Source organism: Kangiella taiwanensis (assembly GCF_020005165.1).
GTDB classification, from domain to species: domain Bacteria; phylum Pseudomonadota; class Gammaproteobacteria; order Enterobacterales; family Kangiellaceae; genus Kangiella; species Kangiella taiwanensis.
In genome coordinates, this window is the sequence record NZ_JAHCLT010000002.1 from 51,931 (window position 1) to 67,970 (window position 16,040).

The 16,040-nt window shown below is 44.3% G+C and carries 13 protein-coding genes; 5 read left to right on the forward strand and 8 right to left on the reverse strand.

The window, feature by feature from the left end; genetic code table 11:
- Positions 1 to 29: 29 nt before the first annotated feature.
- A complete protein-coding gene (gene acnB / locus KFK88_RS05745) occupies positions 30 to 2,642 on the reverse strand; it encodes a bifunctional aconitate hydratase 2/2-methylisocitrate dehydratase (protein ID WP_223577718.1) in 2,613 nt (870 codons plus the stop codon).
- Between the two features lie 259 nt (positions 2,643 to 2,901).
- Here acnB and KFK88_RS05750 point away from each other — a divergent pair, with 259 nt between their 5' ends.
- From KFK88_RS05750 to KFK88_RS05770, 5 genes are all read left to right on the forward strand, one after another.
- Entirely contained in the window at positions 2,902 to 3,384 is a 483-nt protein-coding gene (locus tag KFK88_RS05750; RefSeq protein WP_223577719.1) for a hypothetical protein, read from the forward strand.
- Between the two features lie 179 nt (positions 3,385 to 3,563).
- Complete coding sequence (gene purB / locus KFK88_RS05755) at positions 3,564 to 4,928, forward strand: adenylosuccinate lyase (protein WP_223578795.1); 1,365 nt, start codon at positions 3,564 to 3,566, stop codon at positions 4,926 to 4,928.
- Positions 4,929 to 4,966: 38 nt separating this feature from the next.
- Positions 4,967 to 6,139, forward strand: coding sequence for a cupin domain-containing protein (locus tag KFK88_RS05760; protein WP_223577720.1), 1,173 nt, complete (start codon positions 4,967 to 4,969; stop codon positions 6,137 to 6,139).
- 18 nt (positions 6,140 to 6,157) lie between these two features.
- Positions 6,158 to 7,522, forward strand: coding sequence for an MATE family efflux transporter (locus KFK88_RS05765; protein WP_223577721.1), 1,365 nt, complete (start codon positions 6,158 to 6,160; stop codon positions 7,520 to 7,522).
- Between the two features lie 65 nt (positions 7,523 to 7,587).
- The gene (locus KFK88_RS05770) at positions 7,588 to 8,289 is read left to right on the forward strand and encodes an epoxyqueuosine reductase QueH (RefSeq protein ID WP_223577723.1); all 702 of its coding nucleotides are present in this window, start codon (positions 7,588 to 7,590) and stop codon (positions 8,287 to 8,289) included.
- A gap of 48 nt (positions 8,290 to 8,337) precedes the next feature.
- Here KFK88_RS05770 and KFK88_RS05775 read toward each other — a convergent pair whose 3' ends face one another.
- The 7 genes from KFK88_RS05775 to htpG all read right to left on the reverse strand — a co-directional run bounded on the left by KFK88_RS05775 (position 8,338) and on the right by htpG (position 16,016).
- The gene (locus tag KFK88_RS05775; RefSeq protein WP_223577724.1) at positions 8,338 to 9,051 is read right to left on the reverse strand and encodes a Slp family lipoprotein; all 714 of its coding nucleotides are present in this window, start codon (positions 9,049 to 9,051) and stop codon (positions 8,338 to 8,340) included.
- 118 nt (positions 9,052 to 9,169) lie between these two features.
- Positions 9,170 to 9,865, reverse strand: coding sequence for a tRNA (adenosine(37)-N6)-threonylcarbamoyltransferase complex dimerization subunit type 1 TsaB (gene tsaB, locus KFK88_RS05780; protein ID WP_223577726.1), 696 nt, complete (start codon positions 9,863 to 9,865; stop codon positions 9,170 to 9,172).
- A gap of 4 nt (positions 9,866 to 9,869) precedes the next feature.
- On the reverse strand, positions 9,870 to 11,858 hold the full coding sequence (locus tag KFK88_RS12005; protein ID WP_223577728.1) for an ATP-dependent DNA helicase: 1,989 nt from the start codon (positions 11,856 to 11,858) through the stop codon (positions 9,870 to 9,872).
- Positions 11,859 to 11,877: 19 nt separating this feature from the next.
- Positions 11,878 to 12,870 carry a ferrochelatase gene (gene hemH / locus KFK88_RS05790; protein WP_223577730.1) on the reverse strand — a complete coding sequence of 331 codons (993 nt, stop codon included), beginning with the start codon at positions 12,868 to 12,870 and terminating at the stop codon, positions 11,878 to 11,880.
- A 48-nt stretch (positions 12,871 to 12,918) separates the two neighbouring features.
- On the reverse strand, positions 12,919 to 13,575 hold the full coding sequence (adk, locus tag KFK88_RS05795; RefSeq protein WP_223577731.1) for an adenylate kinase: 657 nt from the start codon (positions 13,573 to 13,575) through the stop codon (positions 12,919 to 12,921).
- Positions 13,576 to 13,717: 142 nt separating this feature from the next.
- Complete coding sequence (locus KFK88_RS05800) at positions 13,718 to 14,083, reverse strand: VanZ family protein (protein ID WP_223577733.1); 366 nt, start codon at positions 14,081 to 14,083, stop codon at positions 13,718 to 13,720.
- Between the two features lie 34 nt (positions 14,084 to 14,117).
- On the reverse strand, positions 14,118 to 16,016 hold the full coding sequence (htpG, locus tag KFK88_RS05805) for a molecular chaperone HtpG (RefSeq protein ID WP_223577735.1): 1,899 nt from the start codon (positions 16,014 to 16,016) through the stop codon (positions 14,118 to 14,120).
- Positions 16,017 to 16,040: the final 24 nt, after the last annotated feature.

Genomic DNA, 16,040 nt, shown 5'->3' on the forward strand with positions numbered 1-16,040 from the left:
ATTATGCGGGCCTTTTTATGACACTAGAACTAAGAACCAACTGTCACTTGGTTTGCGACAGGGATAGTTACTTTGTTCGCTTGTTGTTTATACTCTTCCATCTGATGGAAATTCATATAAACGTAGATATCATCCGCCATTGAATCAATCTTGTTTGCATACTCCATGTACTCTTCAACTGTTGGCAATTTACCAATCACAGCTGCCACAGACGCCAACTCAGCAGAAGCCAAGTACACGTTCGCACCCTGACCTAAGCGGTTCGGGAAGTTACGAGTTGAAGTTGAAACTACCGTAGACTTAGGAGCAACACGTGCTTGGTTACCCATGCACAATGAGCAGCCAGGCATTTCAAGGCGGGCTCCAGAACGACCAAACGTATTGTAGTGCCCTTCTTCCATCAACTGGTGCTCGTCCATCTTAGTTGGCGGAGCAATCCATAGGCGTGTAGCTAATGTACCCGCTTCTACATCTTCAAGTAATTTAGCTGCCGCACGGAAGTGACCAATGTTAGTCATACAAGAACCAATGAAAACCTCATCAATTTTGTCGCCAGCGACTTCACTCAACAAGCGAGCATCGTCAGGATCGTTTGGCGCACACAGCACAGGTTCTTTTAAGTTATCCATATCAATTTCGATAACTTCAGTGTACTCAGCATCAGCATCAGCAGATAACAGACTTGGGTTATCCAACCACTCTTGCATCTTTTCAATACGACGTGATAGCGTACGCTCATCACCATAACCGTTTGAAATCATCCACTTCAGTAGGACGATGTTCGATTCAAGATATTCAGCAACTGACTCTTCGCTTAACTTAATCGTACAGCCTGCAGCAGAACGCTCAGCAGATGCATCAGACAACTCAAACGCTTGCTCTGCAGTTAAATCTTCAAGACCTTCAATCTCAAGAATACGACCAGAGAAGATATTCTTCTTGCCCGCTTTCTCCACCGTTAAGTGGCCATCTTGAATTGCTTGGTAAGGAATCGCATGGACCAGGTCACGCAAAGTAATGCCTGGTTGACGCTTACCTTTGAAGCGTACCAAAACTGACTCAGGCATATCCAATGGCATAACGCCTGTAGCAGCTGCGAAGGCAACTAAGCCTGAACCTGCTGGGAAAGAAATACCGAGAGGGAAACGTGTATGCGAGTCACCACCAGTACCAACCGTGTCAGGAAGTAACATGCGGTTTAACCAGCTGTGAATAATTCCGTCGCCTGGACGCAACGAAACGCCACCACGGTTCATGATGAAATCAGGAAGCGTATGCTGAGTGTCGACATCTACTGGCTTTGGATACGCAGCGGTGTGACAGAATGACTGCATCACTAAGTCTGCAGAGAAACCTAAACACGCTAAATCTTTAAGCTCATCACGTGTCATAGGACCCGTAGTATCCTGCGAACCAACAGTAGTCATTTTAGGTACACAGTACTGACCCGCACGAACACCTTCAACACCACAAGCACGGCCAACCATCTTTTGCGCTAATGTATAGCCTTTGCCTGAGTCGCTAACTTCTTCTGCATTACGGAATAAATCAGTCGCTTCTAAACCTAAGTATTCACGAGCGCGCTCAGTTAAACCACGCCCAATGATTAATGGGATACGACCGCCCGCTTGAACTTCGTCAAAGATAACTTTGCTACCGTATTCAAACTCAGCAATCACTTCACCGTTTTTGGTGACTTTACCTTCATATGGGTAAAAATCGATGACGTCGCCCATCTCCATTTTTGACACGTCAAGCTCAACCGGCATCGCACCAGCGTCTTTCATCGTGTTGTAGAAGATAGGAGCGATGTTATTACCGAAACAGAAACCTCCTGCACGCTTGTTTGGAACGTGAGGAATATCGTTACCCATTAGCCACAACACAGAGTTTGTCGCAGATTTACGAGAAGAACCGGTACCCACAACGTCACCAACGTAAACGATTGGATGACCTTTCTCTTCTAACTTTTCAATGGTGCTGATAGGACCAATTTCACCCTCTTTATCAGGATTAATACCTTCACGAGAGTTTTTCAACATCGCTAATGAGTGCAATGGGATATCAGGACGAGACCATGCGTCTTGCGCTGGTGACAGATCATCTGTGTTAGTCTCACCAGGAACTTTAAAAACTGTTAGCGTGATTTTTTCATCAAGTTTAGGCTTTTTCGTGAACCATTCACCTTCTGCCCATGACTTAATAACGTCTTTAGCAACTTCATTGCCCGCATCAGCTTTCTCAGCAACATCATGGAAAGCGTCAAACATCAATAACGTATCTTTTAGCTTTTCACCGGCCAAAAGGCTCAATTCTTTATTGTCTAACAGCTCAACCAATGTCGCGATGTTATAACCGCCCAACATGGTACCAAGAAGCTTAACAGCGTGTTCTTTATCCACTAATGGAGACTCTGCCTCGCCCTTCGCAATCGCCGCTAAAAAGCCTGCCTTGACATAAGCAGCTTCATCAACACCAGGAGGTACACGATCAGTTAATAGTTCGACTAAAAACTCTTCTTCACCTGCTGGTGGATTTTTCAATAATTCAACAAGCTCATTGACTTGCTCGGCGCTCAAAGGCAAAGGTGGAATACCTTGCTCAGCACGTTCTGCTACATGTTTTCTGTATGCTTCTAACACGCTATATTCCTCAATGTAATGTAAATTCAGTCTCTTGCGAAGAAATGTTGAGAGCCGGTTAACCACCTTTTGCTATCAACTCAAGTGATTTGGCTACTTTTCGTACACAGTTAGTGTACTTTGGACGCATTCCTCCGAAAATCGGCGGCTGATTATAACACAGCCCATAAAGAATGTGAGGCTTATCTTATTCAGTCGATATTCAGTACGCTTATAATAATATGTGTTATAACGCTATAGAACAATTAGGGGAAATAGTATGAAAAACCAATTGATAACATTAACCAGCATCGCTGTGATTGTGACATTAAGTAGTCCGCTAGCATGGGCTAAAAACGACAATAGCAAAGGCCATAAAGGCAAACCTCAGCACGCGCAGCAACACGCTGAGAAAAGTTCAAAGCCAGAACGCGATCATCGCTTTTCAGGTGATGAACACGATTTGATTCAAGATTACTACTACCGTCATCGTTATGACTCTGGACGAACAACGATTCCTAAGGGTTTACAAAAGAAATACGAGCGCACTGGAGAGTTACCTCCGGGCTGGCAAATGAAGGTGCAACGTGGGGAGGTTTTACCGATAGATATATACAGGCACGCTCACGATATTCCCTATGAGCTTAGAGAGCGACTCCCTGTTGGTCCAGTTGGCAGCAAAATTATTGAGCTCGAAGGCAAAATCATTCGCGTGATGGAAGGGACACGAATGATTCTCGATGTATTCGATATTGATCGTTAACTAAGTCAGCGGACAGTCACCTTAAAAAGCCAGTTCAAACTGGCTTTTTTTATGCATCACATCAATACTTTTCTTATGACAGAAGGTGCTAAAAGCAGGCAGTTAAGGTATGATCAGCCCCTTAAATGTACTGTACACTATGTACTGATCAATTAAGCTTTTACGGATTAGGTATGACGATGCAACTTTCCGCTTTAACTGCAATTTCTCCTGTCGATGGTCGTTACGGTTCAAAAGCCGCTGACTTACGTCCAATTTTTAGTGAATATGGCCTTTTAAAATACCGCGTAACGGTTGAAGTTCGCTGGTTGCAGGCCTTGTCCCAAGCCGCTGAAATTAAAGAGGTTCCTGAGTTCTCGGCTGAAGCAAACCAATTGCTTGACGCGATTGTAGCGAATTTTTCAGAAGAGAATGCTGCGCGCATTAAGGAAATCGAGCGCACAACTAACCACGACGTAAAAGCGGTTGAGTACTTCCTTAAAGAACAAGTTGAAAGTAATCAAGAAGTTGCCAAAGTCAGTGAATTCATTCACTTTGCTTGTACTTCAGAAGATATTAACAACCTCTCCTATGCCTTAATGCTAAAAGAAGGCACCGAAGCGTTAATCGATTCCCAAAAGCAAGTAGTCAGTGCTATTCGCGACTTAGCGGGGCAGTTTGTAGACATTCCGATGATGTCACGTACTCATGGCCAACCAGCCTCTCCTTCGACCATGGGTAAAGAGATGGCCAATGTGGTTTACCGTCTAGAGCGTCAGTTAAAGCAAATCGAAGGACAAGAAGTTTTAGGTAAGATTAATGGCGCAGTCGGCAACTACAATGCGCATCTGTCAGCTTATCCTGAATTCGACTGGCAAAGCTTCGCAGAAAAGTTCGTAACCTCACTGGGTTTAACTTGGAACGCTTATACCACCCAGATTGAGCCACACGACTACATGGCCGAACTATTTGATGCCATTGCACGTTATAACACCATTATTATCGATTTTGATCGTGATGTTTGGGGCTACATCGCGCTGGGCCATTTCAAACAAAAAACCATTGCTGGTGAAATTGGCTCTTCGACCATGCCACACAAGGTCAACCCTATCGACTTCGAAAACTCGGAAGGAAACCTAGGTATTGCAAACGCTTTATTTGATCATTTGGCCATGAAACTGCCTATTTCTCGTTGGCAGCGCGATCTGTCAGATTCAACAGTTCAACGTGTTCTAGGCGTAGGCTTTGCTCATAGTGTGATTGCTTATCAGGCAACCTTGAAAGGCATTTCTAAGTTGGAAGTCAATGAGCAGTCATTGCTTGACGAATTAAACGCTAACTGGGAGCTTTTAGCCGAGCCAATCCAAACGGTTATGCGTCGCTATGCGATTCCAAACCCTTACGAGAAATTAAAAGAGTTAACTCGTGGTAAGCGCGTGACTCAAGAAGACTTAAAGGCGTTTATCGATAGTTTAGAACTTCCTCAGGAAGAAAAAGACCGCTTGAAGCAGCTAACTCCAGCAACCTATATTGGTAACGCTGTCGCGCAAGCAAAGGCGATTTAAATTAACGCTTGATTACTCAGTAATAGTCAGACGGTATTATGGTTAAAGTAGCGCAGATTCAGTCCAGCATGCTCGGCGATATGAGTCCGGAAGAGTTTCTTTCGGACTATTGGCAAAAAAAACCACTCTTAATAAGGGGTGGCTTTGCTGACGATCCTGCGCTAATCACTCCTGAAGAGTTAGCCGGGTATAGTCTTGATGATGATATTGAGTCTCGCCTAATTCAACATAATGCGAATCAACAGCGTTGGCAGCTATCGCATGGTCCTCTTGAAGAGTCTGCGTTTGAAGATCTGGGTGATGCCAACTGGACGTTACTGGTTCAATCATTAGATTATTTCCACCCGCCTCTGCAGGAACTGATTAAGGCTTGTAATTTTCTTCCTCGCTGGCGGCTGGATGACATCATGGTGTCTTTTGCCACAGAAAATGGTGGCGTCGGCCCTCACTTGGATAAATACGATGTATTTTTGGTGCAAGGGCAAGGTCAAAGACGCTGGCGAGTAGGCTATCAAGGCCAAAAAGTTAGCACCATCAACCCGCACCCTCAAATTGCTCAAGTAGAACCCTTCGAAGCAACGATAGATGTGATTGTAAATCCAGGTGATGTGTTATACATCCCCCCAAATACACCACATTGGGGCGTTTCAGTGGACAACAGCATAACCTACTCCATCGGCTTTAGAGCGCCTAATATTGGTTCGATTCTGGACTCTGTACTAAACTCAGCCTCGCTTGAGTTCGATAGCTTATGGCAAGATGGCGGGAAACTAAAAAAGTATCATGCGTTTGGAGCACTTCACTCAGAAATGCCTGACTGGGCGCTAGGTGAGTTAAAAACCCTCCTCAACCGCCGTGAGCTGTTGATTGCCGCAGGCAAGACGGTGACCGATTTAAAGTATCCTGAAATGCTGGATACGGTAGATTTGCCAAAATCACAAGAGTTGTCAGAAATCGCACTGACCGAAGGCATCCACCTCAACCCATTAGCTCGAATTGCATACTTTGAGCATGAGCAAGCACTGTTAACTTTTATTAACGGTGTTTACTTTCAGTTCCCTAAGGGGTTAGAAGGTGCTTTTCAGAAACTAAATCAAAAGCACCAGTTAAGCAAAAGCGACTTAGAAGAACTGCCCCGACTCCCTTTAGGAGAATTCCTAACTCACGGTATCGCACTTGGCGCTTTATCGCTAAATCGCCAAGCAAGCTAGTCTACGAAGATCAACTTTATGGAAAAACACTCGTTACGCCAAATTGGTGAAGAAAGTAGCGCTCTGATAAAAGTTGCCATTCCTGCGATATTGGCTCAATTAGCACAAATGACTTTGGGCGTTGTCGATACGCTAATGGCAGGTAATTACAGTAAACACGCACTGGCTGCTGTTGGTACTGGCGCCAACACCTTTATGATCATTTTTGCGTTATACCTTGGCTTAAGTTTCGCCCTTAACCCAATGGTGTCGCACTTCAACGGACAAGGACAATTCAAACAGATCGGCAAAACCTTCCAGATGGGCATGGTTGTTGGTGTGGCTTTTGGCTTAGTCACTTTTTTTATTCTTCGTAATATGGAGACTCCATTGCTCCTTATGGGAGTCACGCCAGATATCGCAGGATTGACCGCAGATTATCTAACAGCTTTGAGCTGGGGTGCTATTCCAGCCTTCTTATTTTTATCACTACGCGCATGCAACGAAGGTCTCTTCTCGACGAAGGCGATCATGATATGTTCATTCTTAGTGATCCCCTTTAATATTGTGTTTAACACTTGGTTTATCTATGGTGGGTTAGGGTTGCCAGCCATGGGCGCTGTGGGTGTGGGTTATGCGACCAGCCTTGTTTGGACCCTGCTGTTCCTATTTTTACTTATCTATACTTACAAAAATCGCCGCTATGAACACTTAGATATTTTCAAAAACCTTAGCTGGCCGAGTATGACCCTCATCAAAGAATACTTTACTGTGGGTAGCCCTATCGCGGTAGGCATGCTCATGGAAGTTGGGCTTTTCGGTATGATTGGTATCATGGTGGCGCGTTATGGCGTCGATCTGACTGGTGCCCACCAGATTGCCATGAATATCGCCACTGTAGCCTTTATGGTGCCACTGGGGCTATCGGTAGCAATTACAGCACGTGTTGGTTTTTGGCGTGGTAAACAAGATTTCCGCCAAATGCGCCTTGCAGGCTTCTGTGGTATAGGACTCAGCGTGATCTTCCAGGCCACGTCGGTCACTCTAATGTTGCTGTTCCGGCATGACTTTGTTGGCTTTTACACAGATAACACTGAACTGATTAACCTAGCAGCGAGCTTAATATTCCTAGCCGCTATTTTCCAGTTCTCGGATGGACTACAAATCAACAGCGCTGGCGCCCTACGGGGTATGAAAGATACCACTATTCCTATGATATACATGGCCATCGCTTATTGGATATTCGGCTTTCCTATAGGCTATTATTTAGCAGAAAAACAAGGACTTAAAGTCGAAGGTTTTTGGATAGGCATTATTGTTGGTTTATCAATTGCTGCAATATTATTATTGTTTAGATTTATCAGGCGTTCTAAATTCGCCATCGAATATGCGCAAAGCCAATGATTGATAGGCTTGCCACTTATGAAGCATCAGTTTACCATTACGCCTGTATAGTACATTTATAAAGCATGAGTGAAGCACTCTTGGAGTTTAGCGTGAACCCTTATTCTGTTGACCATTATGAACGCCCAGTACTCGAAACGCCACACGGCGAAGACAAGATACTGATGCACTCTTGTTGCGCGCCTTGTGCAGCAGAGGTTATGGAAGCAGTGCATGCCTCAGGTATTCAACAAACGGTCTTTTTCTACAACCCAAACATTCATCCTATAGAAGAGTACGAAATCCGCAAAAACGAAAACAAGCGTTTTTGTGACAAGTTAGGCATTGAGTTTATCGATGCTGACTATGACAAGGATAACTGGTTTGAACGCGTTAAAGGGCTAGAAGACGAGCCTGAGCGTGGTGCGCGTTGTACAGTATGCTTTGATATGCGTTTCGAACGAACTGCGCTCTACGCAGCCGAAAATGGCTTTGACTTAATCACCAGCACTCTTGGAATCTCACGTTGGAAAAATATGGAGCAAATTAACGACTGCGGGGTTCGAGCTGCTAATCGCTATGATGATGTTAGGTATTGGACATTTAATTGGCGCAAAAAAGGCGGTGCGCAGCGCATGATTGAGATATCAAAGCGTGAAGAATTTTATCAGCAAGAATACTGCGGTTGTGTTTACTCATTACGTGATACAAATCGTTGGCGGAAGTCGAATGGACGAGACAGAATTAAACGTAACATTAAGTTTTATGGCCATGACAAGCCAGAATAAACACTAGATGAAAAAAGGAGCCACAAGGCTCCTTTTTTCATATCATCATTACTTCTGCTTTAAAATTTGGTCACCTGAGCTTCGAGAGTTTACTGGTGGCTTTGAAGTCGGCGACTTCCTTTGCACTCTAGGCTCAGAAGGCACACCTCGATAATTTTCGGTATTCGGATTTAAAGCTTCACCATTCAAATCACGCCTGCGATCATGTCGATAGTCATGGCGAATCACACGATACCGATAATGATATGGCCAATAGTAAGGACGGTGATAGAACCAATAAGGGTCCCAAGCTGAATAGACTTCAACATATTCATAATTAGGTCGTTCAGCCCAAAGCTGATGACCTCGGGTATCTACCACCGGGAAATTTATCTTGTGTTCACCGACCTTACCGGGCATTGGTTCAGCTAACATACCTACCACAGTAATTTCTTTGCCTTGTTTATATATCATAGGGTCAAGAAAGCCAGGAACACGAGCGATGAAACGTCCGCCAGTTTCTTGGCTCGCCACAGGTCTCGCTTGGCGTCCAAGTGGCAAATTAACGATTTCGATCAAAGTGTCTTTTTCAAGATTTTCCACACGTGCTACGATACCACCCCACCGGACTTCTTGTTTTGTAAAAGCTTCGGGGTTCTGTGCTACACGTGTAAAATTTAAATTTTGTGCATCATCAAAGGCAATTTGTTGAGGTGTGCTGGCGCAGGCTGCCACCAAAGTAGCTCCTAACACAGCCAATGTTAACCTTAAAAACTTACCCATTAGAAATCTCCTTCAAAGTAACGCTCGAGCTCTATCTAAATGATATAGCAAACATTCTAAGTCATTGTTAGTGAATTTAAGCTGAACATTTCGCAAGATCACTCAAGAACGACAATCGCTAATGTTGAGCTTTTTTGGCCACATTATCTCTAAGATAAACAGGAACTGCCTGTTCGGCTGAAAAAGTATTGCCTTGGTTATATAACTCTAAAGCCATAGGCAACATAGCCTCCGCAGAGGGGTAAAGCGGCTCTTTATATATCACAGTGGGCAAATTAAGCGTCTCAGCCAGCTCTTTGGCATAGGTTTTCCATCCTGTTCCTACCGCACTGTATATTTTAGACGAATCAGCACTTGAAATTGTGACAAGATTCGGCGCACACACTTTTTCAGTCCCAACCAAGTGCATCACACCATTAGCATTAACGCTGTATTCTCCCCAATAAACCTCTCCCATACGAGCATCAATCGCGCTCAGTACATGCTCAGCGCCGAGTGTTTCATAAGCCGCCTGTGCCATGGCCTGTAGACTCGATACCCCTATTACCGGTAAATCAGCGCCAAATGCCAGTCCTTGTACGACACTGATGCAAATTCTCAGCCCTGTAAACGCACCTGGGCCCTGTCCGTAAACAATGGCATCGAGTTGCTGCAAAGTAACGTCCGCATCAGATAGTACCTGATCGACCATTGGCAATATCAACTCACCATGCTCACGAGGTGCAACCTTTGATTGCGTATAGGCAACCCCATCAAGCAAAAGGGCGACGGAGCAGGCTTCTGTAGCTGTATCAATAACTAATAAGTTTGGCATGACCTTAATCGTCGGTTTGTATGTCTTGAGATAACTGGTGTAAAAATTCTATCACAACTTGCTGCTCACGGGTTCGCTTCATCGGTGGCAAGCTTTGCAGAAACTTTTGCCCATATTTATTGGCAATAAGTCGCGGATCACAAAGCACAAGTACGCCTTTATCATCATAGTCACGAATTAAGCGCCCTGCCCCCTGCTTCAAAGCAATAATGGCTTCTGGAATTTGGATGTCAAAAAAAGGATTCTTACCAGACTTTCGAGCTGCTTGAATTTTAGCCTCGATAAGTGGCTCATCGGGCGCCGAGAAAGGCAGTTTATCAATAATCACTAAGCTCAGTGCAGTTCCTTTAACATCCACCCCTTCCCAAAAGCTTGAAGTTGCCAATAAAACCGCATCACCAGCGTCTCGAAACTGTTCTATCAGTTCATTTTTAGGTAAGTCGCCCTGAGCAAATACTGTTTTGTTATCGAGCTTCTCCTTCCATAAATCTTTAACCTTATTCAAAGCTGCATAGCTTGTGAATAGGACAAAAGTACCGCCCGCATTAGCTTCAACTAAGGGTAGAACTTGTCTCTGCCAGCGGTCTACATACTCTCTGTCTCGGGGATCGGGCAAATGTCTGGGAATATGAAGAATGGCTTGTTGTCCATAATTGAATGGACTCGGTAACACTAGGTCCTTAGCTTTCTCTAGCCCCAGTTCCTCTTTGAATAAGCTAAAGTCATCTGCTTGGGTCAAAGTTGCCGACGTGAAAATCCAGCTTCTTGCAGCGTGTTCATTACGACTTCTTGAGAAAGATTCTGAAACATTCAATGGCGTTTCAAGTACCGCGAATCCATTACGATAGGTCTCAACCCAGCGTACTGCCTCATAAGCCTTCTCGCTAGCATCCTGATTAAAAGTACTATTAAACAAGGCCAATGCTTGTAAAGACTCCTCGCAACGACGGTGACAACTATCTAGGCCTTTCGAACGGCTGGCATGCCGCTCTAGCCTCTCACACAGTGCAGTGACTTCTTTTTCTAACTCTTTTAAAACTGACTGAAGCTTAGGTGTTGCAATCAATTGCCAGTTAATTTTTTTGCCCGCCTCACCCAGTTCCAAGCGTACTTCATTAACCGCCCCTTCAACTCGGCGAACGGCAACGCTTAACTGACGATCATCTTTAGCTGTGGTTAGAGCTTCTAGCTCAGTATCTCTACACAGCTCCATCAACTGGCGGCTGGTTAAACGTTGCCCATAAAATGCATGAGCAATATCCGTGAGTTGATGCGCCTCATCGACAATAACCGTATCAGCATCGGGAAGCAGCTCACCAAACCCATCATCTTTTAGCACCATGTCGGCCAACAAGAGGTGATGATTAACAATCACAACATCCGCAGCAGTGGCTTTTTGCCGAGCTTTAGCCACATAGCAGTCAGCGAAATCTGGGCACTCTACACCTAAGCAGTTATCGTTAGTAGATGTCACGTATGGCCAAAGAGGATCGTTATCAGCTAGGTCTTTGCATTGAGTCAAATCACCGCTTTTTGTTTGCCCCGCCCATGCTTTTACCTTCGCCAGAGTATCGACCATGCTACGGCTCTGGAATTGACCAGAGTCAAGACTTTGATCCATACGGTAGGTACATAAGTAATTATTACGACCTTTGAGTAACGCTGTTTTGGGTGAGACTGTGAGAGCATCACGCATATTGGGCAGATCACGGTAAAATAACTGATCCTGAAGGTTTTTAGTGCCCGTTGAGACAATAACTTTCTTATCGTTGAGATACCACGCCTTGAGCGCAGGGACTAAGTAACCAAAGGTTTTGCCAGTACCAGTTCCGGCCTCTATACAAATCGATTCGTCAGCTTCTAAGGCTGACTCAATGGCTTGCGCCATCTCAAGTTGCTCAACCCGCTGCTTAAACCCAGTAAAAATTTTGGAGAGAGGACCTTCCGAAGAAAATAGGTCATTAAGATTAAACGACTCTGAATTGCTCGACACAGTGCTCTCGCTTCAGCAATTATTTAAGCAAACGCTGCTCAATAAGCTGGAGCATCAACTCAATATGGCCACGGTCATCATTCAATGCAGGAATGTACTGGTATTCTTTACCGCCATTTTCAATAAATGTGTCTCGATTCTCAATCGCCAACTCTTCAAGAGTTTCTAAGCAATCAGAGCTGAACGCTGGGCTGATGACTTGAACCGACTCGACACCATCTTTAGCCCAACCCGTCAATAATTCATCGGTATAAGGTTTAACCCACTCTTCTTTGCCAAATCGTGATTGAAATGAAACAGCAAACTCTTCCTCGGTCAGACCTAACTCTTTAACCACTAACTCTGCTGTCTTGCGGCATTGAGCTTCATAGGGGTCACCTTTAACACTAAAGCGCTCTGGAACGCCATGAAATGAAAAAAGGAGCTTTTGTGCAGAACCGTGTTGCTCACGAAAACGCTCTACCGACCGAACCAACGAGTGAATGTAGTGAGGATGATCATGATAGTCCCCAACATAGCTAATTTCAGGTACATAGAATTCATTCTTAAAATGCTTTGCTACCCGGTCAAATATTGATGCAGTGGTCGCTGAAGAGTACTGTGGGTACAGTGGCAAAACAATAATACGCTCACACCCTTGGTTTTTGAGGGCCTGCAAGGCATTTGGAATGGATGGATTGCCATAAGCCATGGCAATCTCGACCGGTACATGCTTGCCATAACGTTGATCAACGAAGCGTTCATTGATTTCGTTTTGAAGTTTCTGACGCTGTTTTTGCGTGATCACCAATAAAGGAGAACCTTCCTTTAGCCAGATCTTTTTGTAGGCTTTGGCAACCCTCGCAGGTCTAATCCGCAAAATGATGCCATGGAGAATTAAGCACCACACCCAGCGAGAAATAGAAACAACGCGCTTGTCATGAAGAAACTCGGAAAGATAACGACGAACCGCCTGTGGCGTTGGCTCGTCTGGAGTACCTAAATTACACAGCAATACACCTTGTTTCTTCAAATTTTTTCTCGCTTTATGAATATTATTTCGTGAATCGTGCTGACTAAGTTACTGCTCTAAACCAGCAAAAATAGCGTCACGGATACTTTCAACAGAACCCACGCCTTTCACACTGACATATTGCGGTGCTTTTTGCGGCTCTTGCTCCGCCCAGTTAGAGTAATAATCAACTAACGGACGCGTCTGGTCTTCGTAAACAGCCAAACGGCGACGGATAGTATCTTCTTGGTCATCGTCACGCTGAATCAAAGGTTCGCCTGTTACATCATCCTTACCTTCTTCCTTCGGCGGGTTATAGGTCACATGATACACGCGGCCAGACTCGGGGTGTACGCGTCGCCCGCTTAGACGTTTTACAATCTCTTCGTGCTCAACATCAATCTCAACCACATAATCAACATCAATGCTGTTTTCTCGCATTGCGTCTGCTTGAGGGATTGTGCGAGGGAAACCATCAAGTAAATAACCGTTTTCACAATCCGACTCTTTAACACGCTCTTTTACGATGCCGATAATAATGTCGTCAGACACTAACTCACCTGCATCCATCTTCTTTTTAGCTTGGAGGCCCATCTCTGTACCGGCTTTAACCGCTGCTCTTAGCATGTCGCCTGTTGAGATTTGAGGAATACCGTATTTTTCTTTGATAAATTGCGCTTGAGTGCCTTTACCTGCGCCTGGTGCACCCAACAAAATAATTCGCATGAGCGAAGTCTCCTAGCCTTATGTGTAAATATTGACTTTGTAGGCGCTAAAGATACTTGGAATAGCCCAGTATCTCAAGTAAAAAATACCGAAATACGGGCATATTAGGAAGATTTTGCTCGAAAAATTAACTGGTTGGAAGTTACGCTTTAGTATGAGTGATTAATAGCTTTTTGCCCAAAATACCGACTAAAACACCACTGACCACGCCTAACGCGTTAGCCACAAGATCTTGCCACTCAAAACCACGGTTAGGAATAAACATTTGAGCAATCTCAATAGCTAGCGAAAATACGATACATGCCACCATCAAAAGCCATGCAGGACGTCGATCCGACCCCATTCTCGCAAGAAAGCCTAGGCCGAAATAGCCAACAAAATGCAACGCTTTGTCCCAAGGTAAGCTGCTAGGAAGCTGTTTACCTGGCATGACTGAGCCAATGGCAATAACGATGACACCAAGTGCGAATAACACTTTGAATAACTTACTGGATAAAAATGCTTTCATAAAAAAGCCGCCTCAAGGGCGGCTATTCGCTGACTTAATGCGCTAATTTTAACAAGAGCTTATTAAGCTTACTAGCGAAACTCGCAGGATCATCAAGCTGTCCTTGTTCCGCCAATAGTGCTTGGTCAAACAAAACGTCTACCCATTCGGCAAACTGCTCGTCACTTTGCTCTTTTTCGACTAAACTGATCAGTGCATGCTCAGGATTAATTTCGAACACAGGCTTCACATCAGGCACTTCCTGCCCCGCAGCTTGGAGCATTTTTACCATCTGCAGTGGCATTTCACCCTCACCAGCCACAATACAAGCCGGCGTATCAGTTAAGCGCATAGTCACTTTCACATCCGCCACTTTATCGCCTAACGCAGACTTAACGCGCTCAACAAAGTCTTTATGCTCTGCTGATGCCTTCTCTTGTGCTTTTTTATCTTCAGCGTCTTCAAGATTACCTAAGTTTAAGTCGCCCTGAGTCACTGAAACAAACTGCTTACCTTCGTATTCGTTCAAGTGTGAGATAGTCCACTCGTCGATTCGGTCGTGCATCAGTAAAACTTCAATACCTTTTTTGCGGAAAATCTCTAAATGCGGGCTATTTTTAGCCGCCAAGAAGCTATCCGTAGCAATATAATAGATTTTCTCTTGCTCAGGCTTCATACGCTCAATGTAATCATCAAGCGAGACCGTTTGAGCCTTTTCATCAGTATGCGTCGAACTGAAACGGAATAATTTAGCGATTTTTTCCTTATTGGCAAAATCTTCGCCAGAACCTTCTTTTAGTACTTGACCAAACTCATCCCAAAATTGTTGATATTTTTCCTTATCTTTCTTCGCCAACTGCTCTAGCATTTTCAAAATTCGAGAAACGGTAGCGCTACGCAATGACTGGGTTACTTTAGAGTCTTGCAAAATTTCTCTTGAAACATTCAATGGCAAATCGTTTGAATCCAACAAGCCACGAACAAATCTTAAGTAAACGGGCAAGAACTGTTCAGCATCATCCATGATAAAGACACGTTGAACGTATAGTTTTACACCACGCACGCGATCTCGATTCCATAAATCAAAAGGTGCTTTTGATGGGATATACAGCAAACTGGTGTACTCTTGGGTACCTTCTACCTGATTATGGCTCCAAGTTAAGGGTTCCTGAAAGTCATGTGAAATATGTTTATAGAACTCTTGATACTCTTCATCCGAGATGTCCGCTTTTGCACGAGTCCACAACGCAGTGGCTTTATTTACAGCCTCAAACTCACTGGCATCAGAGCCTTCTTCATCAGGTGCCATTTTCTTCATTTCTACAGGCAAGGAGATGTGATCTGAGTACTTACTGATAACATTGCGTAGACGCATTTCCTCAAGAAACTCTTCTTCACCTTCTTTCAAGTGAAGCGTAATATCAGTACCTCGAGACTCTTTTTCTGTTTGCTCAATAGTGAACTCACCGTCACCGGCAGATTCCCAAATGACGGCTTCATTGATACCTGCGCCAGCTCCACGTGTTGTCACTGTGACTTTATCTGCAACGATAAAAGCTGAATAAAAACCTACACCAAACTGACCAATCAGTTTTGAGTCTTTTTTCTGATCACCCGTTAGTTGTTGCAAAAAGTCCGCTGTACCCGATTTAGCGATAGTCCCTAGATTATTAATGACTTCTTGCTCGGTCATACCAATACCGTTGTCTGAAATGGTAATGGTTTTGGCGTCTTTATCAGTCGTAATACGAATTGCTAACTCGGTTTCATCGCCATATAAGCTGCTATCTTTTAATGCTTTAAAGCGCAACTTATCAGCAGCATCAGCCGCGTTCGAAATGAGCTCTCGAAGAAAGATTTCTTTATTGGAATACAACGAGTGCACCATCAAGTGCAAAAGTTGCTTCACTTCAGTTTGAAAGGCATGTTTTTGTTTAGTAGCTGTTTCCGTCATAGTCTTTTCACACATAGTTACCAC